Source organism: Candidatus Hydrogenedentota bacterium (assembly GCA_016791475.1).
Lineage (GTDB): Bacteria > Hydrogenedentota > Hydrogenedentia > Hydrogenedentales > JAEUWI01 > JAEUWI01.
On sequence record JAEUWI010000026.1, the window covers coordinates 25,756 to 47,139 of the forward strand.

The 21,384-nt window shown below is 59.6% G+C and carries 23 protein-coding genes and 1 pseudogene; 7 read left to right on the forward strand and 17 right to left on the reverse strand.

The window, feature by feature from the left end; translation table 11 throughout:
• Positions 1-21 precede the first annotated feature (21 nt).
• Positions 22-1,539 (forward strand): hypothetical protein, encoded by a 1,518-nt coding sequence (locus JNK74_14970; protein ID MBL7647486.1) that lies wholly within the window; start codon positions 22-24, stop codon positions 1,537-1,539.
• 515 nt (positions 1,540-2,054) lie between these two features.
• Positions 2,055-2,501, forward strand: coding sequence for a cupin domain-containing protein (locus JNK74_14975; protein MBL7647487.1), 447 nt, complete (start codon positions 2,055-2,057; stop codon positions 2,499-2,501).
• Positions 2,502-2,503: 2 nt separating this feature from the next.
• On the opposite strand, the gene JNK74_14980 is transcribed toward JNK74_14975, so the two are convergent.
• The 10 genes from JNK74_14980 to JNK74_15025 form a co-directional block, all read right to left on the reverse strand.
• Positions 2,504-3,829, reverse strand: a complete 1,326-nt coding sequence (locus JNK74_14980; protein MBL7647488.1) for a hypothetical protein — start codon at positions 3,827-3,829, stop codon at positions 2,504-2,506.
• A gap of 97 nt (positions 3,830-3,926) precedes the next feature.
• Positions 3,927-4,814 (reverse strand): hypothetical protein, encoded by an 888-nt coding sequence (locus JNK74_14985; GenBank protein MBL7647489.1) that lies wholly within the window; start codon positions 4,812-4,814, stop codon positions 3,927-3,929.
• A gap of 44 nt (positions 4,815-4,858) precedes the next feature.
• Entirely contained in the window at positions 4,859-5,341 is a 483-nt protein-coding gene (locus JNK74_14990) for a 2-C-methyl-D-erythritol 2,4-cyclodiphosphate synthase (GenBank protein MBL7647490.1), read from the reverse strand.
• The gene (gene ispD, locus JNK74_14995) at positions 5,332-6,021 is read right to left on the reverse strand and encodes a 2-C-methyl-D-erythritol 4-phosphate cytidylyltransferase (GenBank protein ID MBL7647491.1); all 690 of its coding nucleotides are present in this window, start codon (positions 6,019-6,021) and stop codon (positions 5,332-5,334) included. Before ispD ends, JNK74_14990 begins: the two co-directional genes overlap by 10 nt.
• Entirely contained in the window at positions 6,018-7,064 is a 1,047-nt protein-coding gene (locus tag JNK74_15000; GenBank protein ID MBL7647492.1) for a TRAM domain-containing protein, read from the reverse strand. The genes ispD and JNK74_15000 overlap by 4 nt, the downstream gene beginning before the upstream one ends.
• A 120-nt stretch (positions 7,065-7,184) precedes the next feature.
• A complete protein-coding gene (locus JNK74_15005) occupies positions 7,185-8,018 on the reverse strand; it encodes a purine-nucleoside phosphorylase (protein MBL7647493.1) in 834 nt (277 codons plus the stop codon).
• Between the two features lie 93 nt (positions 8,019-8,111).
• Positions 8,112-8,399 carry a YggU family protein gene (locus tag JNK74_15010; protein MBL7647494.1) on the reverse strand — a complete coding sequence of 96 codons (288 nt, stop codon included), beginning with the start codon at positions 8,397-8,399 and terminating at the stop codon, positions 8,112-8,114.
• 16 nt (positions 8,400-8,415) lie between these two features.
• A complete protein-coding gene (locus JNK74_15015; protein MBL7647495.1) occupies positions 8,416-9,420 on the reverse strand; it encodes an acetyl-CoA carboxylase carboxyltransferase subunit alpha in 1,005 nt (334 codons plus the stop codon).
• Between the two features lie 277 nt (positions 9,421-9,697).
• Positions 9,698-9,835 carry a hypothetical protein gene (locus tag JNK74_15020; GenBank protein MBL7647496.1) on the reverse strand — a complete coding sequence of 46 codons (138 nt, stop codon included), beginning with the start codon at positions 9,833-9,835 and terminating at the stop codon, positions 9,698-9,700.
• Between the two features lie 312 nt (positions 9,836-10,147).
• Positions 10,148-11,047 (reverse strand): endonuclease/exonuclease/phosphatase family protein, encoded by a 900-nt coding sequence (locus JNK74_15025; protein MBL7647497.1) that lies wholly within the window; start codon positions 11,045-11,047, stop codon positions 10,148-10,150.
• A 56-nt stretch (positions 11,048-11,103) separates the two neighbouring features.
• On the opposite strand from JNK74_15025, the gene JNK74_15030 reads away from it, so the two are divergent.
• Entirely contained in the window at positions 11,104-11,670 is a 567-nt protein-coding gene (locus tag JNK74_15030; GenBank protein ID MBL7647498.1) for an NAD(P)H-dependent oxidoreductase, read from the forward strand.
• A 172-nt stretch (positions 11,671-11,842) separates the two neighbouring features.
• Here the strand turns inward: JNK74_15030 and JNK74_15035 are convergent, their stop codons facing one another.
• The 5 genes and pseudogenes from JNK74_15035 to JNK74_15055 form a co-directional block, all read right to left on the reverse strand.
• Positions 11,843-12,223, reverse strand: coding sequence for a hypothetical protein (locus JNK74_15035; protein ID MBL7647499.1), 381 nt, complete (start codon positions 12,221-12,223; stop codon positions 11,843-11,845).
• Between the two features lie 2 nt (positions 12,224-12,225).
• Entirely contained in the window at positions 12,226-13,263 is a 1,038-nt protein-coding gene (locus JNK74_15040; GenBank protein ID MBL7647500.1) for a sensor domain-containing diguanylate cyclase, read from the reverse strand.
• Positions 13,264-13,408: 145 nt separating this feature from the next.
• Positions 13,409-13,588: pseudogene (locus JNK74_15045) on the reverse strand (DUF1559 domain-containing protein).
• An 84-nt stretch (positions 13,589-13,672) separates the two neighbouring features.
• Entirely contained in the window at positions 13,673-13,861 is a 189-nt protein-coding gene (locus tag JNK74_15050) for a hypothetical protein (GenBank protein MBL7647501.1), read from the reverse strand.
• Positions 13,862-14,147: 286 nt separating this feature from the next.
• Complete coding sequence (locus JNK74_15055; GenBank protein ID MBL7647502.1) at positions 14,148-14,846, reverse strand: heme-binding protein; 699 nt, start codon at positions 14,844-14,846, stop codon at positions 14,148-14,150.
• Between the two features lie 196 nt (positions 14,847-15,042).
• On the opposite strand from JNK74_15055, the gene JNK74_15060 reads away from it, so the two are divergent.
• A complete protein-coding gene (locus tag JNK74_15060; GenBank protein MBL7647503.1) occupies positions 15,043-15,648 on the forward strand; it encodes an IMP cyclohydrolase in 606 nt (201 codons plus the stop codon).
• Between the two features lie 69 nt (positions 15,649-15,717).
• Entirely contained in the window at positions 15,718-17,001 is a 1,284-nt protein-coding gene (gene purD, locus JNK74_15065; protein MBL7647504.1) for a phosphoribosylamine--glycine ligase, read from the forward strand.
• A 24-nt stretch (positions 17,002-17,025) separates the two neighbouring features.
• On the opposite strand, the gene JNK74_15070 is transcribed toward purD, so the two are convergent.
• Entirely contained in the window at positions 17,026-17,964 is a 939-nt protein-coding gene (locus tag JNK74_15070; GenBank protein MBL7647505.1) for a diguanylate cyclase, read from the reverse strand.
• Between the two features lie 210 nt (positions 17,965-18,174).
• On the opposite strand from JNK74_15070, the gene JNK74_15075 reads away from it, so the two are divergent.
• Positions 18,175-18,642 (forward strand): biopolymer transporter ExbD, encoded by a 468-nt coding sequence (locus JNK74_15075; GenBank protein ID MBL7647506.1) that lies wholly within the window; start codon positions 18,175-18,177, stop codon positions 18,640-18,642.
• On the opposite strand, the gene JNK74_15080 is transcribed toward JNK74_15075, so the two are convergent.
• On the reverse strand, positions 18,629-19,729 hold the full coding sequence (locus JNK74_15080; GenBank protein MBL7647507.1) for a hypothetical protein: 1,101 nt from the start codon (positions 19,727-19,729) through the stop codon (positions 18,629-18,631). The two genes, JNK74_15075 and JNK74_15080, sit on opposite strands and share 14 nt — an antisense overlap.
• Before the next feature lie 369 nt (positions 19,730-20,098).
• On the opposite strand from JNK74_15080, the gene JNK74_15085 reads away from it, so the two are divergent.
• The gene (locus JNK74_15085) at positions 20,099-21,382 is read left to right on the forward strand and encodes a 6-phospho-beta-glucosidase (protein ID MBL7647508.1); all 1,284 of its coding nucleotides are present in this window, start codon (positions 20,099-20,101) and stop codon (positions 21,380-21,382) included.
• Positions 21,383-21,384: the final 2 nt, after the last annotated feature.

The window sequence follows — 21,384 nt, forward strand, 5'->3', positions numbered from 1 at the left end:
TAACCTGTGAGAGGATTTTGAATGCATTCAGCAATTCGCCTGTACGCCGCCATGGCGCTTACAGCCATCGGCCCGGCACTCGCCCAGAACGCCATCGACCTCGGCAACCATCGCGAGCTCTTTATCGACGACTATCTCGCAGGTGAGATGAAGAACGTCCAGCTTCTGGTCCATTCGCCCGTGCCCGAGGAGATAGCCGTTCAGTGTGACAAACCCTGGGAGGGAAACGGCTGCGGTTATTTCACCGTCCTCCACGATAAGCAGGAAGCCATCTACCGCATGTACTACCACGCCTGGCAGATCCCGACGGGCATCGAGCCCGGCGGGCCGCTGACCATCGCCTATTTCCAAAGCAAAGACGGCATTGCCTGGGAACGGCCCAACCTCGGCCTCGTTGATTTCAACGGCTCGAAAGAAAACAACATTATTTTGGACAAGATGGGGGACGGCAAGCCCTGTCACGACTTTTCGCCCTTTATTGACGAGAACCCTGCCGCCGCCCCCGAGGCCCGCTACAAGGCCACAGGGGCCGGGTCCGCCACGGACAAAGGCGTCTGGGCCTATCAGTCACCGGACGGGATTCACTGGTCACCCATGGCCGACGGCCCCGTCTTTGACAAGGGGGCCTTCGACTCGCAGAATATCTCCTTCTGGTCGGTCCGGGAGCAGCAGTATGTCCTGTACTATCGTATCTTTTCCGATGGCGGCTACAAGGGGACGCGTCTGGTCAATCGCGCCGTGTCGAAGGACTACCTTCACTGGACCGACGAAGGAACCATCAGGTTCCCCGAAGGCGAGGGTCCGAACCCGAAGGCCCAGTTTTATGTAAGCCAGCTAAAGCCCTACGAACGCGCACCCCACCTCTACATCGGATTTCCAGCGCGTTACGTGGACAACGGATTGACCCCATCCACGTCGCTGCTGCCCGAATGGGACCTCCGGGAAAAACGGATGACGGTTTCACCCCGCTACGGCACAGCAGCGACGGATTCCGTGTTCATAACGAGCCGGGACGGCACAAACTTCCGGCAGAGCAACGATGTGTTCCTGAGGCCGGGGCTCCGGACACGTCACAACTGGTGCTACGGCGACAATTACATCGCCTGGCACGTGGTGGAAACCGAGTCTGTTCGCGATGACTCGCCCCGCGAGCTTTCGCTTTACGCTACGGAGTCCTACTTCACCGGGCGCGACTCCCGTTTGCGCCGCTATTCCCTGCGCATCGACGGCTTCGCATCCATCCACGCCAAGTTGCAGGAAGGCGAATTCACCACCAAACCGATCACCTTCACGGGCAAGGAGCTTTCCCTCAACGCGGCCACAAGCGCCGCCGGGATGGTGAAGGTGGAGCTTCGCAATCCCGATGGAACGCCAATTCCCGGCTTCACCCTGGAGGAATGCGATCTGATCTATGGCGATTCCCTGGACCGGCGCGTAAGCTGGAAGGGGAACAAGAGCGTTGAGGCGCTCATCGGCAAGCCCGTCCTCGTTCGGATGGTTATGCGCGAGGCCGATGTCTACTCGATGATTTTCGAGTAAATGCCGTTTCATCCCGTTATTGAGTACATTCTTGAGGATCGTTCCGAATTTTACCGGTCTGTCCGTTGCTGCCGACAACCGATTCTCAACTATAAACTCAGGTAGAATGCTGGAACTGTTTGTAAATGGTGGCCACTATCGCAAATGAGTTGACCATGTGTCTGTACGATAAGGCCGTGACGTTGAGTTCAGAAGTCTACCAATCCGCGTAGCGGATGACAGTCAGTAGCCTGGGGCGTCAGCCCCAGGAACAATCGCAATCTCGTGTTGAATCCGCGAAGCGGATGATAGAGTAGAGTCACCTCACTCTGCCATCCGCTTCGCGGATTCGATACTCGGATATGCTGCAATCCTGGGGCTGAAGCCCCAGGCTACTGACTGCCGCTCCTCCGGAGCTGGAAATTTTTGCTCACCCAACGTCTATCTCATTATGACTTGCGGCTGCTGATGTTCAAAGTACAAAGTGCGCTGCAACCGGATTAAGCTAAACACCGCTTCCTACAAGGTGGAGAACCATGAAGAAATTTCTGCTCGGATTTATCGTATGTGCGGTGGCCTTCAAGTCTTTTGACACCCTCGCGCTCTATTCAAACAAAGACGTGACCGCCACGCCCCTGCTGAAGACCACGAGCACGTGGAACGGCGCCGCCATCGCCTATCCCTCGGGCACCCCCGAAGTGAGCGCGATGATCGTGGAAATCGCCGCAGGCGGGGAGACCGGCTGGCATCTCCACACCGCCCCATCGGTGGCCATCATTCTCGAAGGCGAAATTGTCGTCGAACTGAAGGACGGAACATCGAAGTACTTCAAGAAGGGCGATGCCCTGGCCGAGGTGGTGAACACCCTGCACAACGGCAGGAACAAAGGCACCGTACCAGCGAAGCTGGCGGTGTTCTACGCCGGCGTCTCCGGACTTGGCCTTACGGTCTCTGAGGAGCCGGCGGCGAAACCGGCGCTCTGATCTCAACCGCCGAATGCGAGGCGGTACAGCAGTATCGTCGCGCGAATGCGTTCGGCCGGGTCATTGCGCTGGGGGATGTAGTCCGAGGCAAACCACACGGACCCCGGTGTGTCGATACTTCCCTGAAGCGGATTGGGCACAAAGGTGTGGGCCGTGCCGGCGTATCCCCGAAGCGTCGGACTTGTGGCGGGTAACGGCGTCACCGTGTGGGCTCCGCCATTCAGCAGGTCGCCCTCGATGAGGTCGTAGGTGCCCATCGAAGGATTGTGCAGAAAAGCCGAGCGCCCCGGCGCCAGGGGAATCCACTTGCCGTAGTTGATGCGGCCCTCAGGCACGGGAATCGAATGCCGCTGGGTCAACGCATGGGTGGCTGGGGCATACGTCCAGAACTCATGCCGGCAGTCCGCCTTGTCCTTCGGGTACTTGTTGTAATACAGCGTCAGTTCATCCCAGTTTTCTGCGGCGACAGGCCGCAGGTCCAGGCACCAGTAGTTCCCGTCGCTCGTCGCGGGCAGGTCCTCGGTATGGGTCACCTTGCCATCCTCATCCAACTGGATCAGGCGCGTGAGGCTGCGGTCGGGATTGTCCCACAGTTGCCCCACGAGCACCGTGCCGTTGTCTGTGAGGGCAATCTGGGGATAGAAGAAGCCCATCGCCTCAGCGTATTTCACAGGTTTCCTGAAGACGAAGTCCGGCCCCTGCTTGTCCGCGAAGAAGATTACCGGCGTATTGAAGGGCACGCTGCCGTCGGGGCTGATCGCCAGGATGGTGATGGCCGCGCGCTTTCCGTCACGGGACACGCCCGCATTCATCCGCAGGTGAAAGTCCTTGTAGGGCGTGTCGCGGGGAATGAGTTCCGAACGATCCACGAGCGTGGTGATATCCTCCGGGGTCGCGCTGCGGTAATAGCGGATCTCGCCGGGATGAAAATTCTCTACCCCGATGTCGTGACTCATTCCGACAAAGATGTGGATGTAGCCGTCGTCCGAGCGAAGCATGAGGGGCTGGGTCATGCTCTTAACATTCGGCTCCGTGAAGGGAATCAGCGTAGCGGCGGGGGAGAGCATTGCGCCGGACTTCGGGTGCTGGCCGATGACGCTGCCCCAGGTCTTGCCGTCCGGGTTATAGGTCGTTGCCGACCAGAATAGGGCCGATTTTCCCTCAATCAGATAGGAGAAGGTATGGCCGCCCCATTGCTGGTCCACATTCGCATGGACCACGATGGGGCCTTCAACTACGTGGAGCGACGAAGGCTCCGCGGCGGAGCAAAGTGGAGGGACTGCGAGGCAGAATAAGAGGTTGCCCAGAAATGTCAAGAGCTTTGTCATTTTAGCGGAATCTCCCGGGGCGTGGCGCTCCAATTTCTGTGTATATACACTGGCAGGCTCAGCGTGCGCATTATTCAGACGCGTGGGGCGTTACGGACTATTTAACAGTCTGCTGGATCCGTTTCTCCTGCCGGTACATTTCCGTCGTCCAGAGAGAGTCGCTCCAGAAATCCTGCACGAGGTAAGCGCCAACGTCTCCATTGACAGCCCAGTGGTAGTGGCGCACGGGCCTATTTCGGTCATCAAGACCGATGCGAACGCAACGCCCGGAAATCATGTTGTTCTGGGAGGTGTGATAGTAGTATTCCACATTCGACTTGTGGGCTTCGGGTATCGAAACAGACAGGAGCGCGTTCACCGTAGCAATAAAGCGATTGGCGGCTGCAGCGAGTGAAGGTTCCACCTCCCATTGGTACCTGTAGCGTACGCTTCGAGCCATCATGCACATGGGCTCGGCGTACAGCACAACGGATTCGCGAAGGGCGGCGATGCAAACCGCGTCGCGGCCGCGACAGGCGAGGCCTACAAGCGAGCAATCGTCTCGGGCCTCGGCTTCTCTTGCAGCGGCCTCGGTCAACGCGCTGAGGGCCCAGGCATTTGGCGGCAGCGACCGAAGGGCAAAGTACAAGGCGTCGCGGGAAGGGGGCAGCAAATAGGATGGGTCGCCGGGGATGCCGAAGAGCGGTGATTGAGTCACCTCGCGCAGGCGCTGAAACTCGACCAAATCCTTGACGCGGTGTCGCTCCGTATCGGGAACGTCCTGCAGTGCCCGGACAAGTTGAAAGTAGCGGGTGAGCTCAGGGCTTTCGCCGTAATAGCCTTCAACAGGCCCATCGTGGGGGTGAATTTCGAGACGTCCGGCGACCTTCTCGGCGGCTGCGAGAAGCTTCTCCGCCTCGAATACCTTCATGGCCTCGCGATACGCGTAATCCAGCCCGAGGAGTAGTTCGCGATTACCGACCTTGCGTTCCACGATGACGTCCATAGAAAGCTCCAAGGGCTGCCGTGGGGGCGGACAGCTTATGAAATTCAGAAATTGATTTTACTTTCGATCAGCACCGCGGCATGCACGCTGATGGCTTCCTCGCGCCCTTCTGGGCCTACGTGTTCATTGGTCTTGGCCTTAACGGAAATCTGGTCCAACCTCAGATCCAGCGTCTCCGCAAGGCGCGCGCGTATTGCGTCAAGATGGGGGTTGAGCTTCGGCTGCTGGGCAATGATCGTGCTGTCAATATTCACCACGATCCAGCCCGCCTGGTATAAGAGAGCAGCCGACTCCTCCAGCAGCACCAGGCTGTCCGCCCCTTTGTATTTCGGGTCCGTATCGGGGAAATGCTGCCCAATATTCCCCAGGGCCGCCGCGCCGAGCAGCGCATCGATGATGGCGTGGGTAAGCACGTCCGCATCCGAGTGCCCCACGAGTCCCTTGTGGTGGGGGACGGTAACGCCACCCAGGATCAGGGGATAGCCTTCTTCAAGTCGATGCAGGTCGTAGCCCTGGCCTATGCGCATTCCATGCCCTTTTCAATGAGAGCCTCGGCAATCTGGAGGTCCGTGGGGGTGGTCAGTTTAAAATTCAGCGGCGAGCCGTGAATCAGTTTGACGGCGTGGCCGCAACGCCTCACAAGCGTCGCATCGTCCGTAACTTCCATGTTCTCGGTCACGGCCCTTTCATGGGCCGAGCGGATGATTTCGGTTCGGAATACCTGCGGCGTCTGGCAGGCCCAGAGCTGTCGGCGATCGGGGGTCTCTTTCAGGTAGCCCTCGCCATCTTCGATCAGGATGGTGTCGATGGAAGGAATCGCCACCGTCGCGGCGCCCATCGCCAGGGCCGCGTCAATCGCCGCGTGAATAGCCTCGGGGGTGATAAAGAGCCGTGCGGCGTCATGAATGACGCAGATCTCGGTATCGGGGTCCAGCGCGGCGATACCGAGGCGCACCGAGTCCTGACGCGCCTCGCCGCCATCTACCAGTCGGATTTCAGGATAGTCTTCTTCCAGCACGGAGAGAAAAGCCTCCCGGTGCGAGGCGGGTATGGCTACAATTGCGTTCCGCGCCAGGCCGAGGGCGTCAAAACGCTGGAGCGTGCGGATCAGCAACGGTACCCCCGAAACTGGAACCAGGGCCTTGGGCATGGATTTCCCCAGGCGCTGGCCCAGACCGCCCGCAGGAATGACGACCTGGACCTTCACGGTGCGAGGTCGTTATACCGCGTGAAGATCATGCGACCCGCCGCCGTCTGGAGTACGCTGGTGACCACGACCTGGACCATCTTGCCCATGTGACCGCGCCCGCCATCCACCACGACCATCGTGCCGTCGTCGAGATAGCCCACGCCCTGGCTGGGCTCTTTGCCTTCCTTGATGATCTTGACTTCCATCTGCTCATCGGGAAGGACCGCCGGCTTCAGCGCATTCGCGAGATCATTGATGTTGAGCACGGTGACCCCTTCGATCTGGGCCACCTTGTTCAGATTGAAGTCATTGGTGAGGATCTTCGCGGAGTATTTGTGCGCCAGCCGGACCAGCTTGCTGTCCACGTCCCGGACATCCTGCGGATCGTCGTCGGTGATTTTGACTTCAACCTTTGAGCCGTCCCGCTGAAGTTCCTTCAGAATGTCCAGACCACGACGGCCCTTGGCGCGCCGGAGTACGTCGGAGGAGTCCGCGATGTGTTGCAGTTCCAGCAGCACAAAGCGCGGCACCATCAGCGTGCCCTCGATGAAGCCGCTCTCACAGATATCCGCAATGCGACCATCGATGATGACGCTCGTGTCCACCAATTTAAGCGATATTGCATTCGCTTTTGTGCGCTCCACGGCGGAAAGGAGGGACTGGAGGCTGGAGGCCCGGGTCAACCCCAGGTAAATACCCACGTAGCCAAAAATTAACACGAAGGTAACCGTGATGAAAATACTGAAGGTCGGATTGGCCTGGGGAACCCAGAAGAGCAGCCAGTTCGCACAGGCATAGCCGAAGACCATGGCGATGATAATGGCCACCATCGCGGGCGCAAGCTTCTCGTACATGTCCTGGGTGATAAGGCGGAGCAACAACAGCACAAGAAATCCGACGCCGCCGCCCGCCAGACCGCCGAAGATGAACCACGGCAGGGCGCTGCCCAGCATCTTGCCCGCGTTGGCGACTTCATAGGCCTCGCGGGCATAGGTCGCCCAAATCAGCCCCATAATCAGGCAGGCGAGTACGAAAATGTACCTGATGATCTTTTCGGACATGCTCTAACTCCGTTCGCAATCGATTCGCACTATGCATCCCCAGTGACCCTGAACCGCCATGTCCCGGTAATTGATTGACAACATAGTATCATATGCCCCGAGGATTTACTAGAATTCAGTTTATTTTTGCGCGTCAATTTCGCCGAGAATCGCCGTAACCAGCCGGGTGATTTTCGGCTCCACGGCATTCGCTGTGGCGATTATTTTCTCAATATTCACCGGCTCCAGCGCGTCGGGAAAACACTCATCCGTGATGGCCGAAAAGCCCAGCACCCGAAGACCGGCATGGACCGCTACAATGACCTCTGGAACCGTGCTCATGCCCACGGCGTCCGCGCCGATAAGCCGCATGAAGCGGTACTCCGCCCGCGTTTCCAGGCAGGGGCCACTACAGGCCAGATAAACGCCCCGCTGGGTCTTAATGCCCAATTCGAGCGCTTTGGTTTCCGCCAGTTCGAGCAGAGCGTTTGAATACGGCTCGCACATGTCCGGGAAACGCGGCCCCAGCGTATCGTCATTCGGTCCGATGAGGGGGTTGTCGCCCAGAAAGTTGATGTGATCCGCGATGAGCATGAGGTCGCCCGTCCGAAACTGGGGATTCAGGCCACCCGCGGCGTTGGACACGATCAGGGTGTGGATTCCCAGTTCCCGGGCCACGCGAATGGGGAAGGTGACTTCCTGCAGGGTGTAGCCCTCGTAGAAGTGGAATCGTCCCGACAAGGCCACCACCGGCACACCCGCCAGCATCCCCATCACCAGTTCGCCCGCATGGGTGTCCACCGTGGAGGTGGGAAAGTGGGGGATGGACTCATAGGGTATCCGGTGGGCCTGCTCGACCTGATCGGCCAGGCTGCCCAGGCCCGTGCCGAGCACGATGCCCACCCGGGGCTGGTTTGGCGCGACGGAACGAACGTAGGCGGCGGCTTCCCTGACTTTTTCACCCAGTTGGATCATACCTTCTCATACTCCATCAAAGCGTTGGTTATCGGTACCTTGCCAAGGTCATGAAATGGGTGGGCACGCCGGTTGAGATTCATGGAGATGTCCTCAAGGCACACCGCGCCCAAGGGCTTTATTTGCATGCGCAACGGTGATGTCCTGCACGAGTAGAGACTTGTCCCGCCCATGTTCACCGCCCTTGATCAGGATCTGCTGCCGACGCACGTGGAGAATGTCGGCCAGAAATCGGACGAGGCTGTCGTTGGCCGCGCCCTCAACCGGGGGAGCCGTCAGCGCAATCCGGAGCCGGCCACCCTGTTCGCCCAGGATGGCGTTTCGCGACGATTTGGGTTGGACCTTAACGCGAAGCAACACGCCATCGGCACGGGCTTCCACGGGGCCAGCCTCCACGCTACTCTCCCGCACTCACGGCTTCGGCGGGCACCTCGGGGAGGAGCTGCACCGCCTCGGTGGCCGGGGCAACCGCCGGCTTGACGGGTTCCACATGCTCCAGCCACTGGCCCAGTTGCTGGAATCGCGCCTGACGCCGGTCCAGGGTCCATGCGCCCTGATCCACGTCCCGCAGAAACGCTTCGATTTCCCCGGTGACCGAAGCGGCCGCGCCATCCAGATCGCGATGGGCCCCGCCATTAGGTTCCTTGAGAATACTGTCGACAACGCCGAGGGATTTCAGGTCCGAAGCGGAGACGCGCAGGGCCGAGGCCGCAAGCTCCTTCTTCTCCACATCGCGCCAGAGGATTTCCGCGCAGCGCTCCGGCGGACAGATGACATATACCGCATTTTCAAACATGGCAATCCGGTCGCCCACCGCAATGGCAAGGGCGCCGCCGCTGCCGCCTTCGCTCAGGATTATCGAAAGGATCGGTGTGTTGATCCGGAAGGCTTCCAGCAGATTGAAGGCGATGGCAAAGCCCTGACCGTGCTGCTCGGCGTCGATGCCGGGATGGGCCGCAGGCGTGTCCACAAAGGTGACCACCGGGTATCCCAAACGCTCGGCCATGCGGTAAATGCGCAGCGCCTTGCGGTAGCCTTCGGGGTGGGCCATGCCGAAATTGCACTTGACCTTCTCGTCGGTATCCACGCCCTTCTGCTGGCCGGCCACGAAAACAGTCCGTCCCTGAAAGCGGGCGATACCACAGACCATCGCCGGGTCATCGCCCAGAGCCTTGTCTCCGTGAAGCTCCACGAAATCTTCAAAGACACGCTCCACAAAAGAGCGCATCCGGGGTCGCTGGGGATGCCGGGCAAGCTGCACCCGTTCCCAGGGGGAAATGTTGGCAAATATCGCGTTGCGCTGCGACTCGCGCTGGACCTTCAGCGCCTCTCGGGCTTCCTCGGTCTCGGCCTTGGCGATCTGCTCCTCAATATCGAAAAGGGGTTGTTCGAAGGGGAGGATAACCTCGGTGGATTTCTTAGCTCGTTTTATCTGCACGTTAGTGGTGATCCCATGCAATCATAAAGCCCTGCGCATCGAGTTCCTGCGCGCGACGGGCCCTGCCTCTACTCTAACTCCGTATACCCGGGAGTGCTCGCGGGAAAAACACCGCCATTGTATCACGCGCCAACCCGCAATGCAGCATGCGAAGCGTCCGAAAAGTCCGGAGCGTCTAAAGGCAAAACCTCGGACGGGGGCGTTCCCATCCGAGGTTCAAAGGGCGGACTGATGTGTCGACTTATACCGTCTCGAGTACTTCGCCGAAATATTCGTAGTAACACTCGGCATGCCAATACTCACCTTCAAGGTCTACGGCCTCACCAAATTCGAAATCGACATCTTCAATGTGCTCATTGCACAATGTGCACTGTTTCATAACTGCTATCACCTCGCTTTCGTTACGTTGTACTGCACCCTTCTTGATGCATACTTGCGAGGCTTATACCACTAAAGTTTCAATAAGTCAAGAAAAAAAATTAAAAAACCCATTTTTTTGAAAATTTAGGGGAAACAAAAAAAGTTTACCTTTCGTTATATCTTCACAAGCTATTGAATTAAAATGACTTGCAGTGTGCCTAAAAAATGGCGCTTCCGCGAAGCGTTGTGAAGAAACGGTGGAAAAAATCTGCAAAAACATGGCCCCATCCTACCCGTATATCCCGCAAAACGGGGCCTGAACGACCCCGCGTTAAGCCTTCGGCGGAAGCAGAATTCGGGCGATGACCGGCATGTGATCGGACGGGAAATGGCCCCCCTCCTGGACCGCGTCAATCTCGCAGGTGACCGCGGTTACCCCAGGCGTGGCGAATATCCAGTCGATGCGCCGAAAATCGGCCGCCTCCGGATCCTTAAAGCCATTCCACGTGTTGGCCTCGCCCTTGCGTTCCCTTGCACTCTCCCAGAGATCTACGAGACCTCCGTCGATGAGGGCCTTCCAGGGGGCGCTGCTTCCGCCCGCCGCATTGAAATCCCCCGTCAGGATCACCACTTCGCCGGGGTGGAGTGAAGCGATACGGGCCGTTATCAGCCGCGCGCTCTCAAGGCGGGCCTGGGCGCCGCGGTGATCGAGATGGGTGTTGTAGTAGTAGAATTGCCGCCCCGTAGGCCGATGGTGAAATTTTACCCACGTCGCGATTCGGGGAAGACTGGAGTCCCAGGATTTGGTTCCCGGTGTTCCCGGCGAGTCCGAGAGCCAGAAATGTCCGCTTTCCAGGGGCAGCAGGAGGGCCTTCTGATAAAGTACCGCGGTCATCTCGCCGCCGCCGTCTTCTTCGCGGCCCAGCCCAATCCAGGCGTAGCCGGGGAGGTGGGTCGCCAGGTACTCCGCCTGGAAATCCAGGCATTCCTGCGTTCCCAGAATCGCGGGGGCGTGCTTAGCGATCGTTGCGACGAGGAAGTCCTTGCGAAGTTCCCAGGCGTCCGGCCCGTCATTTGCCGTGCCGAAGCGCACATTATAGGACATCACGGTGAGTGGCTCGGGGGTCGCGGATTCGGGCGCGGCCAGGGCCGTGCCCAGCGCAATGAAGAAGGTGACAAGCATCATGACCGCGATCTCCGCAGGGGTGGGATTGGATTCGGAAGGGCTCATGCTGGCAGAATGCAGCGGCGCAGTTCAAACCGGGGGCACCGTAGCGAAGGATTTTCATGAGCGATCCCACCCCACGTCCCATCCACCTCGTCGCCGTCTCCGGGAGCGTCCGCAAAGACGGCTATACCCGCCAGTTCCTTGACCTGCTCATCGCGTTGCTCGAGCGCCATCCGGGGGTGACGGTGGACTGCATCGACCCGGGCGAGTTCGAGCTGGCCTTTCCCGGCGAGCCGGCGGCCCGCGAACTGGAGAAACTACTTGTGGCGCGTGTCGCACCGGCCGACGGCATCCTCCTCTCCACGCCCGAGTATCACGGGAGCTACAGCAGCGTGCTCAAGGTGCTCATCGACAACATGGGCTATCCCTCCGTCATGGCCGGGAAGCCCGTCTCTCTGCTGGGCATTGCCACGGGGCGTCTGGGCGCGATCAAGGCGCTGGAGCACCTGCGAAGCGTCTGCTCCCATATCGGCGCCATCGTCCTGCCCTATCCGGTTTCCGTGGCGGAGGCCCACAACAAGATCGATCCGTCCGGCAGATGTACCGACGCGGATTTGACGGAGTTGATGGAGAATTGCGCGAGCCAGTTGGTGGCCTATACGCGCAACCACCCCGCGCTGCGCTAGCGGCCCGTTGCAAGAGTCGCGCGAAGGCGAGAACGAGGATTCTTGCCCGAAGTCAAGGCGTGAAGCCGCCGGAAATACGAGTACTTTCAAGGTTTCGCATCGCAGAATTCGGGTAAGAAGACCGTTCGCAGCCCGCGTTCGAGTTTTGCAACGGGCTGCTAGCGGCCCGTTGCTACTGCGGCAAGTTCTCGGCGACCTTCTCGATCAATCGTTTGTCCACGAAGCCCGCTTTGATGAAGGAACCGTCCTCGTTTTCCCAGTAGTGCCAGGCGGTGAGGGAGGGCTGGACGTATTCCGATTTTCCTTCGTCGTAGGTGGATTCCTGGCGCGTGGACTCGGCGCCCAGGATCTCCGAAACCTGACCGTAGGTCATGTCGTAGCGGATGGCGTCGAACTGGCTCTGGGTGAAAACGGGCCGTGCGGGCGCTTCAACGGCGGCGGGCGGCGGCGGTGGCGGAGGGGGAGGCGAGCAGCCCGCCATCACGATTGCGATCATTAGAACCGCCATGGCGGCTGACCGGGAGGAATTGTGCTGCCACAAACGCCACTTCACGTTCATACTCCGTCCAGTTCGACCCGGTTTCGCCCCAACTCTTTGGCGCGGTAGAGGGCCCGATCGGCAGCCTCCACGAGGGCCGCGGGCGACTTAATGGCCCGATGATGCTGGGCGACCCCGATGCTGGAGGTCACCGACAATGCCTGTTCTCCCGTTCCCAGAAACACATGCTGGCGGACGGTGGCGCAGAGTTTATTCGCCAGAAGCGCCGCTTCATTCAGGGGCGTCTCCGGCAATACGATCACCATCTCCTCGCCGCCGTAGCGGCAGCAGATGTCGGATTCGCGCGTGTTGGCCTCCAGCAGCCGGGCGAACTGCTGCAGAACCATGTCGCCGGTCTGGTGGCCGTGGGTATCGTTAAACTTCTTGAAGTGGTCGATATCAAAAAGCATGATGGAAAAGGTGCGGTTATAGCGGGCCGCCGCGGCGAATTCCTCCTCCAGGCGCAGGTCGAAATAGCGCCGGACAAACAGCCCCGTCAGCCCGTCGGTGACCGCCAGGGCGTAGAGTTTCGCATTGTGAATGGCAATGGCGATCTGCGAGCCCAACTGGCGCAACAGCGCCTGGTCGTCTTCGTGGAAGGGCTCCCCATCCTCGGGATCCTCCAGCATCAGCAGCCCCATCGCTTCGTTCTTGGCCACCAGCGGGATCAGGGCGGTGGCGTGATTGCCATCCCACTCCAGCGTTACCATGCGACTGGCCAGCACCTTGCCCAGCCGGGTCCCTTTCACCGAAAGGGTATCTTCCGCAAGACGTTCGCGGTTGATGAGGTCCCGGCCGTACTTGGCCACCAGCGGCTGAAGATGGCGACCATCCTTGGTGAGCTCATACAGCGTAAGACGACTGACGTCCAGGGCGCCCTGGACTACGTGCGCAATGATGGGGAGGGCCTCGTGGAGTTCGAGCGTTTCGGTGATCGCCAGTGATATCTCACGAAGGGTGGACAGATGATCCACCTGACGAACCAACTGCATGTTGCGGCGGTAGAGGGCGTCAAAATCTCCACCCAGTTCTGATCGGCCTGAGGTCAACGGCATGCTCCTCTTCATACCGGGGCATGATAGCACGACCTATGGGCAAAATGTAGCGTTCCGGTCCGTTTCCGCAAATGCGACAGAGCCCCAATCCGGGGATCGGGGCTCGTCGGCAATCTATATGAACTGGGGAATTGCTCCCTCAGGAGTCCGAGAAGTTGTGCGTAGCCAGGCCAAGTTGCTTAAGGTTGTTGCTGCACGTAGTGCGGGCAGCCGCCTCGCGAACCTTCTGAACCGCCGGCAGCAACAGGCCACCACGAATATGGTTCAATTCCTCTCCGGAAAGCATCACATCGGAATCCAAATCATTAAACTCTATATGGGACATCTTCGTCTCCCTTCTCGGCTTGCGCGTGGAACGCGCCCGAACCGGTTGAAGTTCCATTCAACAACGCGGGTCAGAGCCCGTGACTCAGACGGAGCCGTCGCCCAGCGTGCGCACGGAGCCATCGCCGAGAATCTTGTGGGCGCTGTCCAGCACGTTCACCTTCTGGACCTTCTGTACGGCGGGCAGGAGCAGCGCGCCGCCCTTGACGTGCTTCAATTCTTCCTCGGTTACCACGCGGTCTTCATTCAGGTCATTGATTTTGATTGTAGCCATGTTCGATTCCTCCATTCCCTGCATCGGGATTGATTTCTTTCCTCAGGCGTCCGCCGTCCCGCTGTTGTCTGGACGTCTCGAACGCAACTGGAATGCTTAGAGCATAGCCCGTGCCAAGTGTGTATCTTGCTTCTCAAGTCATTTAAAGCAAATGACTTATAACCACGTCCAGGCCCGGAAAAGTCTCTTGGTTCAGTTTTCTTGACGTCTCGATTCATCGTAATCGATCACCATGGTATCGAAACGATGCCAATCCTGTTGGGACGCCACAGATCCAAAGCGCATTCTACTGCGGCGACTTCCCCGCCGCCGAAAGGGGCACGAGAATTTCGTTTCGGCGCATGAAGGGCGGCGTCCAGGGCGGATCGTACTGGGCAAGCGCCGGTACTCCCTCGGAGGCCTGCTTGTCGCGCGAAAGATTCTCCAGTAGCCGGGCTTTCATCCGCGCGGCCTTTTCACCGTCCACCCATCCGGAGAAGCGGCTGGCCGCATAACGGCGTGCCGGTACTTCCACCAGGCGCACATCGGGATCTTTGGGTTTGGGAATGGTGGCCAGGGTGTATTCCGCCGGCATGACGAACGTGACTTTGCGTCGGTCATCGCCTTCGACCTCCTCCAGAACGGGGGCCGTCATGGCGATCGGAGAAGAGGTGGCGCTTTCTTCGAGGACGGGCGCCGTCATGGCGATGGGCTGGGCGTCGCCCGTGCCCGACGGGGCCGTGTTGTCGCCGAAGATGAATCCGGCGAGTTTCCGGAATCCCCGGTTGAGCGACGCCTCGAAATCACCCTCCACGATCACCTCCGCGACAAGTTGCGGCGCATATTCCCGGATCTCGTAGCCGTCGTGCTCGGACAGGACGGTATAGGCGGGCGTCGCGACGCCGGATGTTGACGCTATGCCCACGGCAATCCAGGCTCCCAGAGGAAGGATGAGGAGGGTAAACAGTACAAGAACGGCAATCGTAATCTTGGTTCGACGTTTCATTCCGCGTTCTCCAGTAAGGATCTTTCCGATTGACCGATGGAGAAACCGGGAAACGCGGCGCATCGCTGGTTCCCGCCTTTCGGAAAGTCCCGAAATAATTCGACATTATGGCGTAATTGCCGTATCATTTGCTTCCCTTTTTTATTGTATTCCAAAACACGGGTGACGCGGTGTCCGCGCTCCTGGAGGAAATGGCATGCCCAAGGTACGACGGGCCATCTTAAGCTGCTTCGACAAGACGGGCATAATCGAGCTCGCGGAACTCCTGCGCGGCATGGGCGTCGAGCTGATCAGCACTTCGGGCACGCTGACGGTGCTGCGCGAAGCGGGAATCGAGGCGGCCAGCATCGAGGAGTACACGGGCGTTCCCGAAATGATGGGGGGGCGCGTGAAATCGCTCCATTCCAAGGTTCACGCGGGCCTGCTCGGCCTGCGGGACAACAAGCTGCACTGCGAGCAGATGCAGGCCTACGACATGCACTGGGTCGATATGCTGGTGGTGAATATCCGGCCCATGGCGGACATCATCGCCCAGCCCGGCGCCACCACGGAGGACGTTCTCGATCAGACGGATATCGGCGGCATCGCCATGATCCGTTCGGCCGCGAAGAATTTTCGCTTCGTGACCTGCGTTGTGAACCCCGAGCGTTACGCGTCCGTCATGCACGAACTCCGGGCCATGGAGGGTGAGGTGCCCTTCACCAGCCGCTACCGTCTCGCCCAGGAGGCCTTCGCCCTTACTGCGGAATACGACAAGGAAATCGCGGCCTATCTGGCCAGCAATGTTCCGCCGGAAGCGTAGCTCCATAATCCAGTTTCTGATTTCCTGGCCGCGCAGGTGCGGCCATGTCTTTTTGAAGAGGAAGTACCCATGAACATTCTTATTCTCGGCAGCGGCGGTCGCGAACACGCCATGGCCTGGAAGGCCGCCCAGAGCAACCGGGTCGAACACGTTTATTGCGCACCGGGAAACCCCGGCATGGCGGCCCTGCCCAAAGGGTCTTGTGTGAACGTGGGGCAGGAGGATATCCCTGCCCTGAAGGCCCTCATCGCCGAAAAGTCCATTGCCATGGTCCTCGTCGGTCCCGAAGCGCCCCTCGCCGCTGGTGTGGTGGACGGACTGGCCGATTCGGGAGCCCTGGTCTTTGGCCCCTGTCAGGCCGCCGCACGCCTGGAAGCGAGCAAGACCTTCGCCAAAGAATTCATGGAACGCCACAACATTCCCACGGCCGCCTATCGCGCCTTCACCGATGCCGCCGCGGCCCGGGCTTATGTGGATGAAATCGGCGTGCCGCTGGTCGTAAAAGCCGACGGGCTCGCCGCGGGCAAGGGGGTGACCGTGGCCTTTGCGCGGGAGGAAGCCCTGCGCGCCATCGACGAGGCGATGGTGGGCCATGTTTTCGGTGCGGCGGGCAATCAGATCATCATCGAAGCCTTTCTGGAGGGCGAAGAAGCCTCTATCCTCGCCTTCTGCGACGGGAAGACCGTAATCCCCATGGCGTCAAGCCAGGACCACAAGGCCGCCTATGACGGCGACCAGGGACCGAACACGGGCGGTATGGGCGCGTACTCGCCCGCACCCGTGGTGACGCCCGCGATGATGGAGGAAATCCAGCGCAGCGTGCTCCAGCCCTGCGTGGACGGCATGGCCTCGGACGGATCACCCTACATAGGCGTCCTCTACGCCGGCCTGATGATCACGAAGGATGGACCGAAGGTGGTGGAGTTCAACTGCCGATTCGGCGACCCGGAAACCCAGGTCGTGCTGCCCCGCCTCACGACGGATCTGGTCGATGTGGCCGAGGCCTGCTGTCTTGGGAAGCTTCATGAGATTGACCTGGCCTACACCCCACATCCTTGCGCGGCGGTGGTGCTGGCCAGCGGCGGCTACCCGGGCGACTACGCGAAGGGGATGCCGATCGCTGGAATTGAGGCGGCGGACGGGATTGAGGGCGTCACGGTATTCCACGCGGGCACCCGGGATGTTGATGGTCAACTCGTGACCCAGGGGGGGCGTGTGCTTGCCGTGAGCGCGCTGGGTGAAACGTTGCAGGCGGCCCTGGATCATGCCTACGCGGGCGTGAAGCAGATTGTCTTTGAGGGCATGCAATATCGCACGGATATCGGCCAGAAAGCCTTCAGGCACTTGAAGTAATTTGCCGACGCCTTTGTGTCGCGCCTAGAAGCTCGACTCGGATTTGTCCGTCAAGTCTTTGGCAAACAGCCGCTTGCCCTCGCAGCTTTTAGCCTTGAATAGCCCCTGCATGGCTTCGCCCAGAATGTGATCGGCGCCGATGGCGCTGCCATTGCGGCAGGACACCACACCGAAGCGCAGGTGCGCCAGCGTGGGGCAGCAGGGGTCGTTGAAGGTGATGGTGCTGATCTCGTCGTAGATCTTCTTCGCATACCGAATCGCTTCGTCCAGCAGCGCATGGGGGAGAACAGCGGCAAACATGGCGCCGTCGTAGCGCGCCAGGATGTCATAGTTGCGCGAGGCGTTGCGCATGGCCATGGCGATCTCCACCAGGACGTCGTCCAGACTGGCCGTGCCGTTTTCGCCTTCCAGAGGCTTCATCTCGTCCACGTCGAGAACAACGCATGAAACGGGATAGTCGTAGCGATGGGCTTTTTCGACTTCTTCCTGAAGGCGCTCCAGGAGGAAGCGGCTGTTTCGCAATCCGGTCAGGTGATCGGTGTAGGCGGTGTCGATGAGGTCGCCTGCCGAAGTAAGTTCATCGCGAGATTGCTGAGTTCTCATTATTGCCTCGATCCGTATCATTATTATGGGCAGATTGTAAGGCTTGGCGATGTAATCAACCGCACCCAGCTCATACCCGTGAACTACATTTTCCGCCTCGCTGTGGGCGGTAATGAACACAACGGGAATGTCCTTCGTGCGCTCATCCAACTTTAACTGGCGGCAAACTTCGTAGCCGTCGATGTCCGGCAGACCCACGTCAAGCAGCAACACATCCACCGGGTGGGTACGGCAGATCTCCAACGCTTCCTGCCCCGTTCGCGCGGACAATGCTTCGTAGTTGTTCAAGCGTAAGCCGGTGCAGAGCAACGCGTTCTCATCGTCGCAATCATCGGTTACACAAACACGAAAGTGATGCACTTGTTACCCCTGACTTGGTCTGACTTCCCGTTAACCAGTCCAACTCTAATTCGCCCGAAGTTTACCCTATTTGTAACATTTTAGCAAACATCCAGTGAAATGCGCAGCTTTGGTACTTGCCCCCCGCACGCGGCCTGACTTACAATAACCGCGTGCGGGGCGCCTGTGCGCCATTGCGCGCTAACTCCAAGCCCCTATGGAAGTTCCGCCATGAACCAGGCTTTCGGCCGGGCCAATCGGCCCCGACGCCCCAGCATCAATCTCGCATCCCTGATCGACGTTATGTTCCTCCTCCTCATCTTCTTCATGGTGTCATCGGTGTTCCGTAATAGTGCGGGTATCGACATCACCCTGCCAAGCGCCGCCACCTCGGCCGAGCAGCAGGAGGCCCCCTACGAGATCTTTATCCAGGATTCCGGCGCCATCACCTTTCGCGACACGCCTGGTATCAACCTCGAAACCCTGGAAAGTGAAATGAAAGCCCTCCTCGCGAAGGAGCCCGACGCCCGGCTCGCCCTCAGCGCCGATGAAAATTCCGACTACAAGAGCTTCATCGCCGTCATCGATCTGGCACGACGCGTCGGTGGCGAGAAACTCATCATACGAACGCAACTTGAAGGGGGGGAAGGCGGGAAGGAAACGAAAGGTACGGCCGCCGGGCCGGTCAGGAATCCATAGATTCGAGCGATATCCGGATCTTGCTGTCACGCGGTCGGGGAGCGACGGGGGGCGTCTCGGGGGCAAGCGACTCCAGCGATTCGATTCCCAGCTTCTGAATCGTGGAATCGCGTTTCACCGTTTCAGCCGGTTTGGCGGGGCCATGCCCGTTGGCGCCCGAGCGGTCGTCGGCGGTGGCGCGGTCCACGGCGGCGAGCTGCTCAAGCGGCTCCAACCCTATGCCGCTGGGGCGGCGCGGTCGCTCCCGGGGTGTTTCAGGCGGGGCCACTTCCGCGGCGCCGGCCGTTTCAAGGGTTACCAGCTCGATAGCCTGCCGCGTTTCCGGTATCGCCTCGTCGACGGCCACCAGCGCCAGCGGATTCTCATCCAGGGCCTCCAGGAGGGAGGAAAGCTTGAATCCTTCCCGATGGGCCCGACGTTCCAGACGCTCCACTACGATCTCCCGGTCGGGGGAATCGGGATAATCCTGGATGAAGAGGGCCAATTGCTCGTCCGCCAGTTCCGGGCGGGCAAGTTTCCCGTCGTACAGCGCGCAGAGGTGGTTTACCGCGAGGAGGGCTTCGTCGGCGCGCGAGGCGCGTTTGCGGGCGCGAAGATACCAGACGACCGCCTCTTCGGGCTGCTCCAGGATTTCCTGAACCCGTCCGGTACGGCTGAGAACCTCGAAATTGCGCGGATAAATGCGGGCGAGCACCAGATACTCCTGAAGTGCGCCCTCATAATCTTCTTCCCGTTCCAAGGCGTCAACGGGACCAAAGCGAGGCTGGTAGGCCGCCGTTTCCCCTCGTGGCGAAACCATATCGACTACAATCCGGGAAGCCAGGGAGATCAGAACGTGCGCATACAGGGCGAAAGTGGAGACACTCAGTCCCAGAATGGCCGCGAGGTAGAGCAGCATCTGGCCGTCCAGGAAATAACGGAGAATCGTAACCTCGATCCAGAGAAAAATGGCGAGCGCCCCCGCCGTGATGACTTCCAGGGCCAGGGAGTTTTCTTCGTAATACTGAAAGCGCCTTCTAAGGAGATAGATCGCCCATCCAAAAAAGGGGACTAACAGGGCAATGCCAACTATCTGAGAAAGAACCAAGGTCCAATAATATCCTTGTCCGTAAGTCTACAGTCCGTTTCATCCGCCCGTGGGGCGGACGCGGGGCCATAGCCCGACACTATGTCGCCGGACGGAAACCGTTTCACCGCCAGCGTATATAAACGATAACCTGAGCAAGGTGAAAAAGTCCAGCTATCCGCGATTTATTCCCACGGATTACCCGAATTTGAGCATTGAATCCCCCTCGGAAGTCCCCTGAAATCCCCCGAAAAATTGACTTCCGCACCGGCTTCCGGCTATGATCCCGGCGTTGTCGGTGATACCGAGGCTGGCTGCCACGACAACGCACATTTCCTGGTCCGATTTCCTAGACGTCCGCGTAATCAAACCCTCTCGAAAGTGCTCCCCATGAAGTTTACCATTATAGGTGGCGGCAGTTCATACACCCCCGAACTCCTCGACGGCCTCTTTTCCCGCCTCGAATCCATCCCCGTGAAAGAAGTCTGGATGATGGATCTGGACGCGGATCGCCTCAAGATCAACGCCGATTTCGCCCGCCGCATGGCCGCCAAGCACGGCAACCCCTTCTCGGTCCATGAAACGACCAACATGCGCGACGCGGTCGCGGGCGCCAAATACGTCATCACCCAGATCCGCGTCGGCCAGATGCAGGCCCGAATCGAGGATGAGCGTCTGGGCCTGCGCCACAACATCATCGGCCAGGAAACCACCGGCGTCGGCGGCTTCGCCTGCGCCATCCGGACCATCCCGCGCATTCTCGACGTGGCCCACGCCATGGAAGAACTCGCGCCCGAAGGCTACCTCCTCAACTTCACCAACCCCGCCGGTATCGTGACCGAGGCCGTGCTCAAGCACAGCAAGATCAAGAGCGTCGGCCTGTGCAACGTGCCCATCGGCATGATCATGGAAACCATCAAGTATTTCGGTGGCGAAGTCTCCGACATCGAGCTGGACTACGTGGGACTCAACCACCTGAGCTGGGTCCGCCAGTTCAAGCGCAAAGGCGAAGACATCACGGCCGGCGTGCTGGAGAAGTTCTTCGAAAACGCCCGCTCGGAGTGGGAACATGAAATCACGCGGAACAACATGATCGGCGCCATGTCCAGCTTGAACATGTTCTGCAACTACTACCTCCAGTATTTCTATTCCACCGACACGGTGCTGGAAACGATCAAGTCCAAGCCGAAAACCCGCGGCGAGGATGTGCTCGAAATCGAGGCGGCCCTCTTCAAGAAGTACGCCGACCCGAGCTTGAACGAGAAGCCCGAGGAACTCGGCAAGCGCGGTGGCGCCCACTACTCCACGGCGGCCTTTTATCTCATCGACGGCATCGAAAACGATCGTCAGAACCGCCAGATCGTGTGCTGCCGCAACAATGGTGCCATTCCCACCTTCGACGATGACGTATCCGTCGAAGTGAGCGCCATCATCGGCAAGGACGGCGCCAAAGCCATTCCCCAGGCCGCGCCGGTTCCTTCCATCCGGGGCCTCATGCAGCACGTGAAGGCCTATGAAACCATGACGGTCCAGGCGGCGGTCACCGGTGATCGGGAGGCCGCCTTCCAGGCCCTTCTGCTCAACCCCCTGACCCCGAATGCTTCGGGCTGCCGCGCGCTGCTGGATGACCTACTCGAAGTCAACAAGCCCCATTTGCAGGGTACTTTCTTTTAATC

Excerpts from the sequence above, each read along its gene's own strand:
- JNK74_15000 (MBL7647492.1), bottom strand. The coding sequence starts at position 7,064 with ATGTCCGAAAAGATCATCAGGTACATTTTCGTACTCGCCTGCCTGATT.
- JNK74_15060 (MBL7647503.1), top strand. The coding sequence starts at position 15,043 with ATGCCCAAGGTACGACGGGCCATCTTAAGCTGCTTCGACAAGACGGGC.
- JNK74_15085 (MBL7647508.1), top strand. The coding sequence starts at position 20,099 with ATGAAGTTTACCATTATAGGTGGCGGCAGTTCATACACCCCCGAACTC.
- JNK74_14980 (MBL7647488.1), bottom strand. The coding sequence starts at position 3,829 with ATGACAAAGCTCTTGACATTTCTGGGCAACCTCTTATTCTGCCTCGCA.
- JNK74_15055 (MBL7647502.1), bottom strand. The coding sequence starts at position 14,846 with ATGAAACGTCGAACCAAGATTACGATTGCCGTTCTTGTACTGTTTACC.
- JNK74_14990 (MBL7647490.1), bottom strand. The coding sequence starts at position 5,341 with ATGCGCATAGGCCAGGGCTACGACCTGCATCGACTTGAAGAAGGCTAT.
- JNK74_15050 (MBL7647501.1), bottom strand. The coding sequence starts at position 13,861 with ATGGCTACAATCAAAATCAATGACCTGAATGAAGACCGCGTGGTAACC.
- JNK74_14970 (MBL7647486.1), top strand. The coding sequence starts at position 22 with ATGCATTCAGCAATTCGCCTGTACGCCGCCATGGCGCTTACAGCCATC.
- JNK74_14975 (MBL7647487.1), top strand. The coding sequence starts at position 2,055 with ATGAAGAAATTTCTGCTCGGATTTATCGTATGTGCGGTGGCCTTCAAG.
- JNK74_15020 (MBL7647496.1), bottom strand. The coding sequence starts at position 9,835 with ATGAAACAGTGCACATTGTGCAATGAGCACATTGAAGATGTCGATTTC.
- JNK74_15075 (MBL7647506.1), top strand. The coding sequence starts at position 18,175 with ATGAACCAGGCTTTCGGCCGGGCCAATCGGCCCCGACGCCCCAGCATC.
- JNK74_15025 (MBL7647497.1), bottom strand. The coding sequence starts at position 11,047 with ATGAGCCCTTCCGAATCCAATCCCACCCCTGCGGAGATCGCGGTCATG.
- JNK74_14985 (MBL7647489.1), bottom strand. The coding sequence starts at position 4,814 with ATGGACGTCATCGTGGAACGCAAGGTCGGTAATCGCGAACTACTCCTC.
- purD (MBL7647504.1), top strand. The coding sequence starts at position 15,718 with ATGAACATTCTTATTCTCGGCAGCGGCGGTCGCGAACACGCCATGGCC.
- JNK74_15005 (MBL7647493.1), bottom strand. The coding sequence starts at position 8,018 with ATGATCCAACTGGGTGAAAAAGTCAGGGAAGCCGCCGCCTACGTTCGT.
- JNK74_15030 (MBL7647498.1), top strand. The coding sequence starts at position 11,104 with ATGAGCGATCCCACCCCACGTCCCATCCACCTCGTCGCCGTCTCCGGG.
- JNK74_15040 (MBL7647500.1), bottom strand. The coding sequence starts at position 13,263 with ATGCCGTTGACCTCAGGCCGATCAGAACTGGGTGGAGATTTTGACGCC.